This window comes from Acinetobacter nosocomialis NIPH 2119, from assembly GCF_000368085.1.
GTDB classification, from domain to species: Bacteria; Pseudomonadota; Gammaproteobacteria; order Pseudomonadales; family Moraxellaceae; genus Acinetobacter; species Acinetobacter nosocomialis.
This window is the reverse complement of record NZ_KB849239.1, coordinates 3,043,622-3,056,067: the sequence shown is the minus strand read 5'-3', so window position 1 is coordinate 3,056,067 and position 12,446 is coordinate 3,043,622. Positions and strand designations below refer to the sequence as shown.

Genomic DNA, 12,446 nt, shown 5'->3' with positions numbered 1-12,446 from the left:
TCAACCTTAAGTTGCTAAGACTGCGTCGAGTACTTGTTGTTCAAGCTGGGCAAAAGTGATGCTCTTTTTACGCGGACGTGGCAAATTCACTTGGAAACTTTGGGCAATTTGGCCCTTATCTAATAGGATAATACGGTCGGCCAGTTGCACTGCTTCACTTACATCGTGTGTGACCAAAATGGCAGTAAAACCTTGCTCTTTCCATAAACGTTCAATCAAGCTTTGCATCTCAAGGCGGGTGAGCGCATCTAATGCACCCAAAGGTTCATCTAGCAGTAAAATACGGGGAGTATGAGATAACGCACGGGCTAGGGCGGTACGTTGTCGTTGTCCACCAGAGAGCTGTGAAGGCCATTGTCCCGCTTTTTCTTTTAAACCTACTTTCTCTAATAATTCTTCTGCTAAAGCATGTTGCGATTTTGGTAGCCCAAGTTGAACGTTTTGAAGAATATTTCGCCAAGGAAGTAAGCGTGGGTCTTGGAACATAACCCGAATGTCATCGTTAGTAATTCCTTCACGTAAATGTCGGGCAGATTTAAACTTGATCTCACCAAAACTTGCTTTTTCAAGTTGGGCAATTAAGCGTAGTAAGGTACTTTTACCGCAGCCACTACGACCAACAATAGCTAAAAATTCGCCCGGTTGAATATGTAGGTTAAGATCTTCAAGAACTTTAACCTCACCATAAAACTTATAAAGCTGTTCAATCAGAATCTCTGCACCTACTACGGGTTCTTGTGACTCTGGATGATTTTCTGGAATGAGCTCTACGTCATTCTGATTAATATTTAAATTCAGATTTGTCATATTCTAAGCTCCCTTATTTCTGATATCCCGCGTGCCAGCGTAATAAATAGCGTTCCAAAAGTTGTGCTAAAACATCGGCTAACTTACCTAATAGGGCATAAAGAAGAATACCGACGAGTACCACATCTGTTTGCAAAAACTCACGCGCATTCATGGTCATGTAACCGATACCTGCTTGTGCTGAAATAGTCTCAGCTACAATGAGCAACACCCAAACCAAACCTAATGCAAAACGTAAACCGACTAAAATAGAAGGCATCGCACCCGGTAGAATAATTTCTTTGTAAAGCTGCCAACGGGAAAGGCCATAGCTTTTACCCATCTCAATCAATTGGGGGTCGACTGAACGAATACCGTGATAGGTATTGATATAAATAGGGAAGAAAACACCAACTGCCACCAAGAATAATTTTGCTGTTTCATCAATACCGAACCACAAAATCACCAGTGGAATAAGTGCAAGAGCCGGAATATTACGAATCATTTGCAAGGTCGTATCGAGCAGGGTAGAGGCGAAACGTGAAGATCCATTGAGCAGACCTAAGAGCAAACCTAAACCGCCGCCTATCAGAAGGCCAAGCAGTGCACGACCAGCACTTACTTTAACGTGATGCCATAGTTCCCCACTCACCAAAAGATGCCAAAATGCCGAAACGACAGCAGTCGGGGCGGGCAAAATACGGCTTTCTAAAAGACCCGAAGTTGAGGCAATTTGCCAAACAACCAATAGAAGAATAGGGAAAATCCAAGGCAGCAAACGCTGCCCGATTTGTTTCGTTCCACGTGAAACAATATTTATATCTTTGCTCATGCAGGCTCCTTGACGGAACTATTTTGTTTCTTCTCGTCTGGAACATAGTTGTTGGCAATGATTTCACCGAATGGTCCGGTTAAGTTTGGCTGAGCAAGTTTAGCTCGGGTCTCGATTGGTAATAATGGGAATACTAACTCTGCAAAACGGATTGACTCTTCAAGGTGTGGATAGCCTGAGAAAATAAAGGTATCGATACCTAAATCTGCATATTCTTGAATACGTGCAGCAACGGTTTCTGGGTCGCCGACAAGTGCTGTACCTGCACCACCGCGGACTAGACCGATACCTGCCCAAAGATTTGGAGATACTTCAAGTTTGTCTCGATTACCGCCGTGTAGAGCAGCCATACGTTGCTGACCAACTGAGTCCATTTGTGCAAATTTTTTCTGTGCTGCAGCAATAGTTGCATCGTCTAGATACTGAATCAGTTCGTTAGCAGCTGCCCATGCTTGTTCGTTGGTTTCACGAACAATGACATGCAAGCGAATGCCATAAGTTAATTTACGGCCTTTAGCCTCTGCTTTTGCACGAACATGTTCGATCTTTTCTTTCACGGCCGCTGGCGGTTCACCCCAAGTGAGGTAAGTGTCCACTTGCTCAGCCGCAAGGTCGACCGCGACATCTGAGGAACCGCCAAACCAAAGAGGTGGGTAAGGTTTTTGAACAGGTGGATAAAGTAGTTTTGCATCATCGACTTGTAAGCGTTCGCCGTGGAATGTAAAAGCTTCACCTGTATGTGAACGCGTCAAAATTTCGCGCCAGATTTTTACGTATTCATTGGCAGTTTGATAACGCGTTGAGTGATCTTCATATAAACCATCACCACGTAGTTCGGCTTCATCGCCACCTGTCACCAAGTTGAGTAACACACGACCATTGGACAAGCGGTCAAATGTTGCAGCCATACGTGCAGCTAAAGCTGGTGTTGTTACCCCCGGACGTAACGCAACTAAAAACTTAAGGTGCTGAGTTGCATCAATTAGGCTCGCCGCCGTAATCCATGGGTCTTCACATGAACGGCCCGTTGGAATAAGTACACCTTCATAGCCCAAATTATCTACTGCCACAGCAATTTGCTTCATATAGGCATGGTCAACCTGACGAGCGCCTTTACTTGTACCTAAATAGCGACTATCACCGTGGGTAGGAATAAACCAGAAAATTTTCATGTGCATTACCTATATGTCTATTGAAATTACTTGGCACCCCAAACAGCTTGTTTAATGCTGATTGGTTTTGGAATGATGCCTTGTTGAGTAAAGATGTCTGCAAGCTGCTGTTGTTCAGCAATCACTTTGCTGTTAAGAGGAGCTGCTGCTGATGGACGTGGACGACGTTTAATGAATAAGTCACTAGTTGCAGGTTTTAAGCCTGTACTTTGGCCAATCGCACTTGCTGTTTCTGCTTGATGGCTTTGAACCCATTTGTCAGCTTGATTGATCTGCTTGATGAGTCCTGGAACAGCTTTTGGATATTGCTTAACAAAATTTGGAGCGGCTAAATAGAAGGTATAGTTCGGGCTTAGACCTTTACCAGATGCAAGAACACGAGCTTGGTCTTCTAATTGTGCTGAAGCGTAGTAAGGATCCCAAATTGCCCATGCATCAACGGCACCTTTTTGGAATGCAGCGCGAGCATCGGCAGGTGTGAGCCAAATTGGCGTAATGTCGCTCCATTTTAAGCCCGCTTTCCGCACAGCCTGTACAAGTAGGTAATGTGAGCTAGAACCTTTTTGTAGCGCAATACGTTTGCCTTTGAGGTCTTTAAGTTGAGTAAGCTGTGAGTTTTTAGGAACTAAAATTGCTGACGCTAATGGCTTAGCTGCTTCATAAGCAATGTAATATAAAGGCTTGCCCGCTGCTTGAGCATAGACTGGCGGGGTGTCTCCAGTAACGCCGACATCGAGTGAGCCAACAGCCAAGGCTTCTAAAATTTGAGGGCCAGCGGGAAATTCATTCCAAGTGATTTTGGCATTTGGAAATTCTTGTTCAAATAGTTTTTGCTGTTTGGCAATCGCGAAGTTAATCGAACTTTTTTGAAAACCGATACGAAGTTCTTTCACTGTTGGGTCAATTGCCCAAGCAGGCGCTGCGATTGTTAAACCTAAGACAGCGAGCGGGCTAAAGCGCTTAACTAACTGAGTCCACTGACTCTTCTTAAATAATGACTGATGTTGCATATTGATATCCTTGTTCCCTTAAGGCAAGGCACAGCATTTATATCGTTATTTAAGCTGTGCCAAAGCTAGGTTTATTTCAGTTTTAAAATGGCTTCTTGTATGGTGAGCTTGTTTGGAATGAGCTTTTGCGCATAAAAGGCATCGGCTACATATTGTTGTTCTTGGGCGACCTTGTCAGATATTGGCTGAACTCCAAAACCCATTCGCGAAATGGACGTTTTGAGTACATCAAACTCAAGTGCAGTAGGTTTTTCGAGTAGCTTAGCCGCTTCATCTTGATGCGTGCTGACCCATTCAGTTGTCTGATTTAGTGTTTGCACAACAGTGTTGAGTACTTTCGGATTACTTTCTGCAAATTTACGATCAGCCAAGTAGAACTGATGATTGCTCACCAAATTTTCACCAGTCGCTAAAACACGAGCTTGAATTTGATGTTCAGCTGCTGCAAAGAACGGATCCCAAATCACCCATGCGTCGACAGCTCCTTTTTCAAAGGCTGCACGCGCATCTGATGGTGGTAAATAAACAGGTTGTATATCACTTAAGCTCAAGTGATTTGCTTCTAAGACTTTTAATAAAAGATAGTGAACATTCGAACCTTTATTCAGTGCGACACGTTTGCCTTTTAGATCCTGAATAGAGTGAATAGGAGAGTCCTTTTGTACCAATAATGCTTCTGCTTTTGGTGCAGCCGGTTGGTTTGCAACATAGACTAAATTTGGATTGGCCGCTTGAGCAAAAATAGGAGGTGCTTCGCCTGCTTCACCTAATGAAACGCTTCCGACATTTAGACCTTCAAGTAATTGAGGTCCCGCAGGAAACTCAACCCATTTCACTTGTACACCTTGGTCTTTTAGTGCTTTTTCCAAGTCACCACGTGCTTTTAGAATAGGAAGGATGCCATATTTCTGGTATCCAATATTTAGAGTTGTGGTGGTGTGTTCCTCTTTTTTGGCACAACCACCTAGCATCATCACTCCCGCAAGGCTGGCAGCAATGACTGAATATTTTGCCCATGAAGTGGAATTAAAAAGTGCCATGTGGTTTTGTGCTCCCCGAAAGAGAAAAAGAAAAATAATTGGATGAGCAGATACCCTAAAGGGATTTTTATTCCATAAAAAATAAGTATTCGGTCTTTATTTATGCAAAAAAAAGCTAAAAACTTTCGGCGATAAACTTATGCAAAAAAAAGATTTATTAAATAAAATAATATTTAGAAAATTGTGTTTAAGGGTTTGTAAATAAAAAGAAAAATATTAAAAGAATAAAATTTGATGATTTAAAAAAAGTACAACCATACATTAATCGTATTTATGGTTGTACTTTTTGGACTAAGCTTATCTGAAATAAGAATATCTTAAAAAATGCAAAGACTAAGGAAGCAATTTTTTAAAGACTAAAGAATTTCTTTGATAGTTATAAAGTGCCTGACGGGCATTTGGTAACTCATCAACGGTGACTTGGTGGAAACCATGTTCTAAAAACCAGTGTGCAGTTCGGGTTGTTAAAACAAATAATTGACGAATGCCTTGTTGTTTTGCCTTTTCTTCAAGGAATTGCAAAATTTGGCTGCCACGGTTCGATTTACGATAACTTGGGTGTACTGCTACACAAGCAATTTCCGCTGAACGAGTTTCGTTAAACTCCGTCGGAATCGGATAAAGAGCAGCACAGGCCAAAATCATACCGTCTCGTTCAATAACCGCAAACTGGCTAATTTCTTGCTCTAAACGTTCACGTGAACGATAAACCAAAATACCTTCTTCTTCTAACGGGCGTAATAAGTTCATTAAGCCGCCAACATCTTGGATATGCGCCATACGAACTTCTTCATAATGTGCATCGGTAATCATAGTACCTACACCATCACGTGTGAACAGTTCTTCAATGAGTGCGCCATCATAGGCATATGAAATTAAATGAACACGATGTACACCCGACAGAGAAGCTTTTTTTGCTTCTTCTAAATGTAGAGTTAGAGTTGGACTGGTGGTTTGGTATTGTTGAATATAGTAGTCAAGTTGATGCGGACTTAATTCACGCAATAATTGTCCTTCTTCATTGAGCAAACCTTGTTGCTCACCTAAAAATATTAATTTATCTGCTTTTAAATAGGTTGCAGTTTTCGTTGCAACTTCTTCAGCTCTTAAATTAAATACTTCACCTGTGGTTGAATAGCCAGTTGGACCAAGTAAAACAATATTATCGTTATCAAGATGGCGTTCAATCGCGTCGGTGTCTATGGAACGAACCTCTCCTGTAAGCTGAAAATCCATGCCATCACGAATACCATAAGGTTTAGCTGTTACGAAGTTTCCTGATACGACGTCTATGCGAGCACCGTACATTGGAGAGTTAGCTAAGCCCATAGATAACAATGCTTCGATTTCTAAACGAATAGAACCGACAGCACTCATGACACAACTTAATGATTCACGTGTGGTAATACGGCTATTGTCATAAAAAGGAGTTTCGATACCTTTATCTTTAAGGTTTTGATTAATTTGTGGACGTGCGCCATGGACCAAAATTAAGCGAATACCAAGTGAATGCAATAAAGCAATATCATGGATAATGTGTTCAAAATTAGGATCGCGGACTGCTTCACCGCCGAACATTAAAACAAAAGTTTTATCGCGATGGGCATTAATATAAGGTGCTGAATGTCGGAACCAATGTACATAATGTTGGGTGTTATTATGTGATTTCTCTAAAGACTTAGTTGGCATACCGATCTCGAATCAACAGCAAAAAGATATAAAGATGATTCTAAACAAAAAAGCTTAAAGTCGCATGTATTAGATAGAAAAACACCCAAATTACATTTGGGTGTTTATTGATTTATTAAATTAACGAATCACTTTAATAATTTTATGACTTTGCTCATTTACGAGTACGTAGTTACCGTTCACTTTATACCATTTTTGAAAACGTCCAGGCTTAGTCAATTTATCATGCGTGCGATAGTCGATGACATAACGTGGGTGCTGATATTCATGTGGTACGACTTGGCCTTCTCGCCAGATATTGGCACGATCATCTTTATGAATTACTTTGACTGGTCTGACGTCATGGTTTCGGTAGTTATCATGATGGTCATGATCATTTGGTGCAGCCATCGCTGTTGATGCGATTAAACCACTCATTGAAAGAACAATTGCTGTTGTTAGTTTTTTCATAATGAACCTCGAATGATCAATTAAATTTCGATAATTGAAGATTAGTGAAGAATTACAGATAAATCGTGAAGACTAAGAATAATAAATGTGAAAAATATCTATGAAATAAGAAGAAATTTAGAATATATAAATTTTAATATCTTATTGATATAAAAATAAAAAAGGATAAAACTGATGAGCTTTATCCTTTTTTATTAACTGATGAGTGAGGAGCTATCAGTTTTATAAGCCACGAATGCTAACAATGCTATTAGAATCAGTGTCGACTAAAATATAATCATTATTGATTTTGTACCATTGTTGATTACGGTCTGGTTTAGGCAAGTTATTGTCTCTATAGTCGACCTTATAGCCATTACCGCGATAATGCTGTGGCATAACATAGCCTGGCTGCCAGCGATGTTGCTTTAGACGCTCAAAACCGCGTTCTTCGCGCATACGACGCTCATCGCGAAAACGATCTTCATCATCATCACGGTCATGTTTATGCCCACGATCATTCCATTCACCACGAGGCCCACCTTTAGGTCCTTTCTGGCCATGTCCTCGGTCAAATGGAGGATCAGCAAAGCTTGCCATACTGGTGGTCAGTACAGTTATGCTAAGGGCTAAGATGGTGAACAACTTTTTCATGATGCATCCTCGTTTACATCTGATGTCTCTCATGTTGAATACTGTACGCGCAAAATGCAGAGAAACTGTGAAGATCATTTAATGCTTCAATTAAAATTACGGATAAATCCAGTGTTTTATCAATAATAAAAAAGGCTTGTATATATCTTTTCAGGTATAGCCAAGCCAGATGTGATGATCGGCCGTAATTTATTTTAGCTTTTCATCTATAGTTATTTAGTCCTGTGCATCAATACTTTGACCATTGAGCGTCAGGCTATCTTCACCCATTAAATAGAGATAAGCTGGCATGATTGACTCTGGTGTTGGTAATGTTTTTGGATCTTCTTCAGGATAAGCTTTAGCACGCATTGCAGTACGTGTTGCACCTGGGTTAATGCAGTTAAAGCGAATATTTGGATAAGTATGCTCAGCTGCAAAAATCTTGCTCACAGCTTCAATCGCGACTTTAGATACTGAATAAGCACCCCAAAGTGCACGTGCTTCGCGACCTACGCCAGAGCTGGTAAACACAACAGAAGCGTTATCTGATTTTTGTAAAAGTGGGAGTAAGGCTTGAGTAAGCGCAAAAGGTGCACGTAAATTGACTGCCATCACATCATCCCACACTTCTGCTGGGTAATGGGCAAGTTCTACTCGATCACCTAAAATACCGGCATTATGCAAAATACCATCTAGACGTCCAAATTGCTTTTCTAACGTATTGACTAAAAAGTCATAATCACGATCAGAAGCACTCGAAAGCTGGAGCGGTAAAATTGCAGGTTGAGGGGCGCCTAAACCTTCAATTTCATCATAAATTACTTCAAGTTTATTTAAGGTTCTACCATGCAAAACCACAGTTGCACCGTGTAAAGCATAACTGAGGGCCGCAGCTCGCCCGATTCCATCACCTGCACCGGTGATTAAAATAATTCGATCTTTGAGTAGATCTGGACGAGGTTGATATTCTGAATATTTCATTGGTAAACCTCCTTCTTTTTATACTGATATAAATAACCGTTAAAAAAGCCTGTAAAACTCTTGTGTTAACTTATCATACGCTGATTTTCCTGTAGAGCAGGAAGCTTTTGACGTAACATCTCGTGTAATTCTGTCACCGTATTTACAATCGAATCGGCTTGCCACGCGGCTAAATCATCACGATGTTCGATAGGTAAATAGCCGTATGCTGCCAAGATGGTATACATATTGGCATTGCGACCAGCATCAATATCACGTGGGTGATCGCCCACATAAATAATTTCATCTGCTGGAATATTTAACTGCTTTGCAGCCAAATACATCGGTTCTGGGTCTGGTTTAGTTTTAGAAACATCTTCCGGACACACTAAAACTGCACAGCGTTCAGTCAGGTTTAGCTTTTCTAGAAGAGATTCACTTAAACCACGTGGTTTATTGGTGACAATACCCCACGGTATTTGCTGGGCTTCCAGCTCTGCTAAAAGCGGATACATCCCTTCAAATAGATCTGTATCGACGACAATATTATTGCCATACATATCTAAAAAATTTTGTCTATGTGCCAAGAAGATTGGATTGGTTACATCCAGCTCTGGATAGACCAATTTGACCATGGCGCGTGCACCTTCAGACACCTGAGTGCGAATAAGGTCTGCTTCTACAACAGGGCGTCTTGCATCACGACACATTTGTTGAATAATGCGAATAAAGTCGGCAGCGGTATCGATGAGAGTGCCGTCTAAATCAAATAAAACAGCTTTCATCATGCACCTGTCTTTACGGTATGAACCATATAGTTAACATCAACATTTGGTGCTAACCAATAACGCTTCGTAATTGGGTTGTAGTGCAAACCTGTCATTTCTTTTAAAGTTAAACCTGCATTACGAATGTCATGTGCCATTTCTGACGGGCGAATAAACTTGTGATAATCATGCGTACCTTTTGGAAGCATACGCAACACATATTCAGCACCAATAATGGCAAATAAATATGATTTTGGGTTACGGTTAATGGTCGAGAAGAACACATGGCCGCCTGGTTTAACCAATGTCTGACATGCTTTCACAATGGATGCTGGGTCTGGAACGTGTTCCATCATTTCCATGCAAGTGACCACATCATATTGGCCTGCTTGTTCTTGCGCCAACTCTTCAACTGGAATTTGACGATATTCAATATTTTGAACATTTTCTTGTTGAGCATGCAAACGGCCTACGGCTAAAGGCGCTTCACCCATATCGATGCCGAGTACGTCTGCACCGCGGCGCGCCATGCTTTCAGCTAAAATACCGCCACCACAGCCAACATCAAGCACCTTTTTACCAGCAAGACCACCGGCACGTTCATCAATCCAATTTAAACGTAATGGGTTAATTTGATGGAGTGGGCGAAATTCAGAATGTTGATCCCACCATTTGGCAGCAAGAGCTTCAAATTTTGCGATTTCTTGTAAATCAACATTCAATTGCGACATGGTGCTACCTCTAAACTTGGGTTATCTTTTTGATGTAGTTCGCTGTTAGTGTAGCGATTATTGGGAAAAAAGCGATAAACCCAATAAAAAACTTCACAGAAGCAAAACGAATTTAGCATATTTGTTTTATATTTAGGGCATAAGCTAATGCATAACAACTTAGAGGAAAAGCTGTAACAATGAAAAAATTGGTTTTGGGTGGTTTGAGTGCAGCAATTATGGCCATATCGGGTAGTGCAATGGCAGCAGATTTCGTTGCTGGTAAAGACTACACCGTAATTGCCAATCCAGGCAAAGTGGAAGTACCGGGGAAAATCGAAGTTCGTGAGTTCTTTTGGTATGGTTGTCCGCACTGTTTTAAACTTGAACCGCATATGCAAGAGTGGTTAAAACAGATTCCGAGCGATGTACGTTTCGTACGTACGCCAGCTGCCATGAACAAAGTGTGGGAACAAGGGGCACGTACTTACTATACATCTGAGGCATTAGGCGTACGTAAGCGCACGCATTTACCATTATTCCATGCAATTCAGGTGAATGGTCAGCAGATTTTTGACCAGGCTTCTGCGGCTAAATTCTTTACTCGTTACGGTGTGCCTGAACAAAAATTTAATAGCACTTACAACTCATTTGCAGTAACTGCAAAAGTTGCCGAGTCAAATAAACTTGCTCAACAGTACCAATTAACAGGCGTTCCTGCTGTAGTGGTAAATGGTAAGTATGTTGTACAGGGTGAAGATGGTAAAGTTACTCAAGTACTTAATTACTTAATTGAGAAAGAACGTAAAGCAAAATAATTTTGAGTGCGTTAGTAAAAGGGCTTCATCAGAAGCCCTTTTTTATAAAATTTATTTCATAATCACGAAATCATTCAATTAATTTTGAGAATTCTCGTCTTCAATCTGAAAATTTAGCGCATCAAAATTGGTGGTTTGGGTAGGTAGTGATAATGCTTGGTTAATATATAAATTAATTAATTTTTGGCGAGAACCAATCGAACGCTGATAATAAGTCGAATTTAAAAGTAGTGATGCGCCGTAAGTCAGTGACCAGATATAAGATAAATAGTCACGAATCGACATGTCATAATTTAATGATTTTAAATAACTTTCTGTAATATCTTTAATCGCTAAAATACGTTGCTGACGGATTTCATACAGCTCTTCAAAAAGATGCTTCAACTTAGACTCTGTCATCGTCAGATTTTCTTCAAGCTGATGCAATAAAATCGTTTTTCCCGGTGTGAGCAAATGGTGGAGCATGTAACGCGGAGCATACTCTTTAAAATCAGTATTATATTTTTGAGAAATTTCTAAAATTTGTTTTTCATTTTGAATAATGAGTTCAAGCAGAAGTTCATTTTTACTTCTAAAGTGTTTATAAAGCGTACCTTTTGCGATATCTAGCTCGGCCACTAATTCATCTAGAGTAATTTCCTGATTGTTTTCTAGTAACAATTTTTCTGCAACGCTTAGAATTTTTTCTTTGCGCATCAAAAATTGTGTATGACGATCAAGATTCATAGGTATTCCCACACCAGTTTGGCCTAACGAATAGTTTACTTCCTGTAAAAAGAAAAAGACTTTTCTCGAAATTTTAGCCTTTTTCTTTCACTCTTTACGTATTAACACATAACCTGTTTTTTGTCATTTGCCAGTTTTACCGTTCCCAGTTGGCAATGCCTCTAAACAGTAAGCGAACTTGTGTAGACGCATTTTCAATAAACGCAGTTTGTTGCTGTTTGAGCTGCTCACCTTGATATTGTTTGACGAGGTTGAGCCACGTCATTGCCCATGTAAATGACATATTGGTCAAAATGGTAGATAAGACATTTAAGTCTTGAGGGTTTTGAATATGTTTAAAATTTTCGAGTTTAGTCAGATCTGTTGTTAGATCTTCAATCAAAAATTCAATTTCTCTAGCAATGGCTGCACGAACGGTTTCGGAACCTCCCCAACGTTCAGCAATCATAAATTGCCATTGCTTTGGACTATGGTTCACTGCTTGTACAAATAATTCAATACTGGTTTGGGTTTTAGCAGATTTATGTTGTAAATAACTTTGTCCAAGTTGATGTAAAACGCTTTTTAAATGTAGGGCAACTTGGTCAACCAATTCTTTCCCAAGTTCATCCATGTCTTGAAAATGACGATAGAACGCAGTTGGCACTAAACCTACTTCACGTGCAACTTCACGCAAACTAATACTACTGAACGAACGCCCAGACGTGCTTAGATGCAAGGCTGCATCGAGAAGTGCCTGACGACTTTGCTGTTTTCGTTCATCTCGTATCGACATTAAAAAAACCTATTTAAACCGTGAGCCAAAGTCTAACAAAAAAGAGCAAACTTTCATAAAAAAAATAGTGAACAAGTGTTGACTGAGTGAACACTT

General features: G+C 40.3%; 14 protein-coding genes. 1 reads left to right on the top strand and 13 read right to left on the bottom strand.

Features of this window, described 5'->3' with window-relative positions; genetic code table 11:
* Positions 1-6 precede the first annotated feature (6 nt).
* The 11 genes from F984_RS18100 to ubiG form a co-directional block, all read right to left on the bottom strand.
* Positions 7-807 (bottom strand): ABC transporter ATP-binding protein, encoded by an 801-nt coding sequence (locus tag F984_RS18100; protein WP_000183286.1) that lies wholly within the window; start codon positions 805-807, stop codon positions 7-9.
* A gap of 13 nt (positions 808-820) precedes the next feature.
* Positions 821-1,618: an aliphatic sulfonate ABC transporter permease SsuC gene (gene ssuC, locus F984_RS18095; protein WP_004711211.1), complete on the bottom strand. Its 798-nt coding sequence runs from the start codon at positions 1,616-1,618 to the stop codon at positions 821-823.
* A complete protein-coding gene (gene ssuD / locus F984_RS18090) occupies positions 1,615-2,790 on the bottom strand; it encodes an FMNH2-dependent alkanesulfonate monooxygenase (RefSeq protein WP_000689549.1) in 1,176 nt (391 codons plus the stop codon). Before ssuD ends, ssuC begins: the two co-directional genes overlap by 4 nt.
* 26 nt (positions 2,791-2,816) lie before the next feature.
* Complete coding sequence (locus F984_RS18085) at positions 2,817-3,800, bottom strand: sulfonate ABC transporter substrate-binding protein (protein ID WP_004711208.1); 984 nt, start codon at positions 3,798-3,800, stop codon at positions 2,817-2,819.
* Positions 3,801-3,871: 71 nt separating this feature from the next.
* Positions 3,872-4,840 carry a sulfonate ABC transporter substrate-binding protein gene (locus tag F984_RS18080; RefSeq protein ID WP_004711206.1) on the bottom strand — a complete coding sequence of 323 codons (969 nt, stop codon included), beginning with the start codon at positions 4,838-4,840 and terminating at the stop codon, positions 3,872-3,874.
* A gap of 333 nt (positions 4,841-5,173) precedes the next feature.
* Positions 5,174-6,529 carry an amino-acid N-acetyltransferase gene (argA, locus tag F984_RS18075; RefSeq protein ID WP_002050496.1) on the bottom strand — a complete coding sequence of 452 codons (1,356 nt, stop codon included), beginning with the start codon at positions 6,527-6,529 and terminating at the stop codon, positions 5,174-5,176.
* A gap of 120 nt (positions 6,530-6,649) precedes the next feature.
* Complete coding sequence (locus tag F984_RS18070) at positions 6,650-6,979, bottom strand: RcnB family protein (RefSeq protein ID WP_002050532.1); 330 nt, start codon at positions 6,977-6,979, stop codon at positions 6,650-6,652.
* 222 nt (positions 6,980-7,201) lie between these two features.
* Positions 7,202-7,612 (bottom strand): RcnB family protein, encoded by a 411-nt coding sequence (locus F984_RS18065; protein ID WP_004706109.1) that lies wholly within the window; start codon positions 7,610-7,612, stop codon positions 7,202-7,204.
* 216 nt (positions 7,613-7,828) lie between these two features.
* Positions 7,829-8,575, bottom strand: coding sequence for a YciK family oxidoreductase (locus tag F984_RS18060; RefSeq protein ID WP_004706106.1), 747 nt, complete (start codon positions 8,573-8,575; stop codon positions 7,829-7,831).
* Between the two features lie 65 nt (positions 8,576-8,640).
* Positions 8,641-9,342 carry an HAD family hydrolase gene (locus F984_RS18055; RefSeq protein WP_016803557.1) on the bottom strand — a complete coding sequence of 234 codons (702 nt, stop codon included), beginning with the start codon at positions 9,340-9,342 and terminating at the stop codon, positions 8,641-8,643.
* A complete protein-coding gene (gene ubiG, locus F984_RS18050; protein WP_000080759.1) occupies positions 9,339-10,052 on the bottom strand; it encodes a bifunctional 2-polyprenyl-6-hydroxyphenol methylase/3-demethylubiquinol 3-O-methyltransferase UbiG in 714 nt (237 codons plus the stop codon). The genes F984_RS18055 and ubiG overlap by 4 nt, the downstream gene beginning before the upstream one ends.
* A gap of 179 nt (positions 10,053-10,231) precedes the next feature.
* On the opposite strand from ubiG, the gene F984_RS18045 reads away from it, so the two are divergent.
* A complete protein-coding gene (locus tag F984_RS18045) occupies positions 10,232-10,849 on the top strand; it encodes a thiol:disulfide interchange protein DsbA/DsbL (protein WP_002050528.1) in 618 nt (205 codons plus the stop codon).
* A gap of 78 nt (positions 10,850-10,927) precedes the next feature.
* Here the strand turns inward: F984_RS18045 and F984_RS18040 are convergent, their stop codons facing one another.
* Complete coding sequence (locus F984_RS18040; protein ID WP_002050537.1) at positions 10,928-11,575, bottom strand: TetR/AcrR family transcriptional regulator; 648 nt, start codon at positions 11,573-11,575, stop codon at positions 10,928-10,930.
* A 136-nt stretch (positions 11,576-11,711) separates the two neighbouring features.
* A complete protein-coding gene (locus F984_RS18035) occupies positions 11,712-12,350 on the bottom strand; it encodes a TetR family transcriptional regulator (protein ID WP_002050499.1) in 639 nt (212 codons plus the stop codon).
* Positions 12,351-12,446: the final 96 nt, after the last annotated feature.

Bases quoted from the DNA above. Each gene is read 5' to 3' on its own strand.
- F984_RS18070 (WP_002050532.1), bottom strand. From the start codon at position 6,979: ATGAAAAAACTAACAACAGCAATTGTTCTTTCAATGAGTGGTTTAATC.
- F984_RS18045 (WP_002050528.1), top strand. From the start codon at position 10,232: ATGAAAAAATTGGTTTTGGGTGGTTTGAGTGCAGCAATTATGGCCATA.
- argA (WP_002050496.1), bottom strand. From the start codon at position 6,529: ATGCCAACTAAGTCTTTAGAGAAATCACATAATAACACCCAACATTAT.
- F984_RS18035 (WP_002050499.1), bottom strand. From the start codon at position 12,350: ATGTCGATACGAGATGAACGAAAACAGCAAAGTCGTCAGGCACTTCTC.
- ubiG (WP_000080759.1), bottom strand. From the start codon at position 10,052: ATGTCGCAATTGAATGTTGATTTACAAGAAATCGCAAAATTTGAAGCT.
- F984_RS18100 (WP_000183286.1), bottom strand. From the start codon at position 807: ATGACAAATCTGAATTTAAATATTAATCAGAATGACGTAGAGCTCATT.
- ssuD (WP_000689549.1), bottom strand. From the start codon at position 2,790: ATGAAAATTTTCTGGTTTATTCCTACCCACGGTGATAGTCGCTATTTA.
- F984_RS18060 (WP_004706106.1), bottom strand. From the start codon at position 8,575: ATGAAATATTCAGAATATCAACCTCGTCCAGATCTACTCAAAGATCGA.
- F984_RS18040 (WP_002050537.1), bottom strand. From the start codon at position 11,575: ATGAATCTTGATCGTCATACACAATTTTTGATGCGCAAAGAAAAAATT.
- ssuC (WP_004711211.1), bottom strand. From the start codon at position 1,618: ATGAGCAAAGATATAAATATTGTTTCACGTGGAACGAAACAAATCGGG.
- F984_RS18055 (WP_016803557.1), bottom strand. From the start codon at position 9,342: ATGATGAAAGCTGTTTTATTTGATTTAGACGGCACTCTCATCGATACC.
- F984_RS18080 (WP_004711206.1), bottom strand. From the start codon at position 4,840: ATGGCACTTTTTAATTCCACTTCATGGGCAAAATATTCAGTCATTGCT.
- F984_RS18065 (WP_004706109.1), bottom strand. From the start codon at position 7,612: ATGAAAAAGTTGTTCACCATCTTAGCCCTTAGCATAACTGTACTGACC.
- F984_RS18085 (WP_004711208.1), bottom strand. From the start codon at position 3,800: ATGCAACATCAGTCATTATTTAAGAAGAGTCAGTGGACTCAGTTAGTT.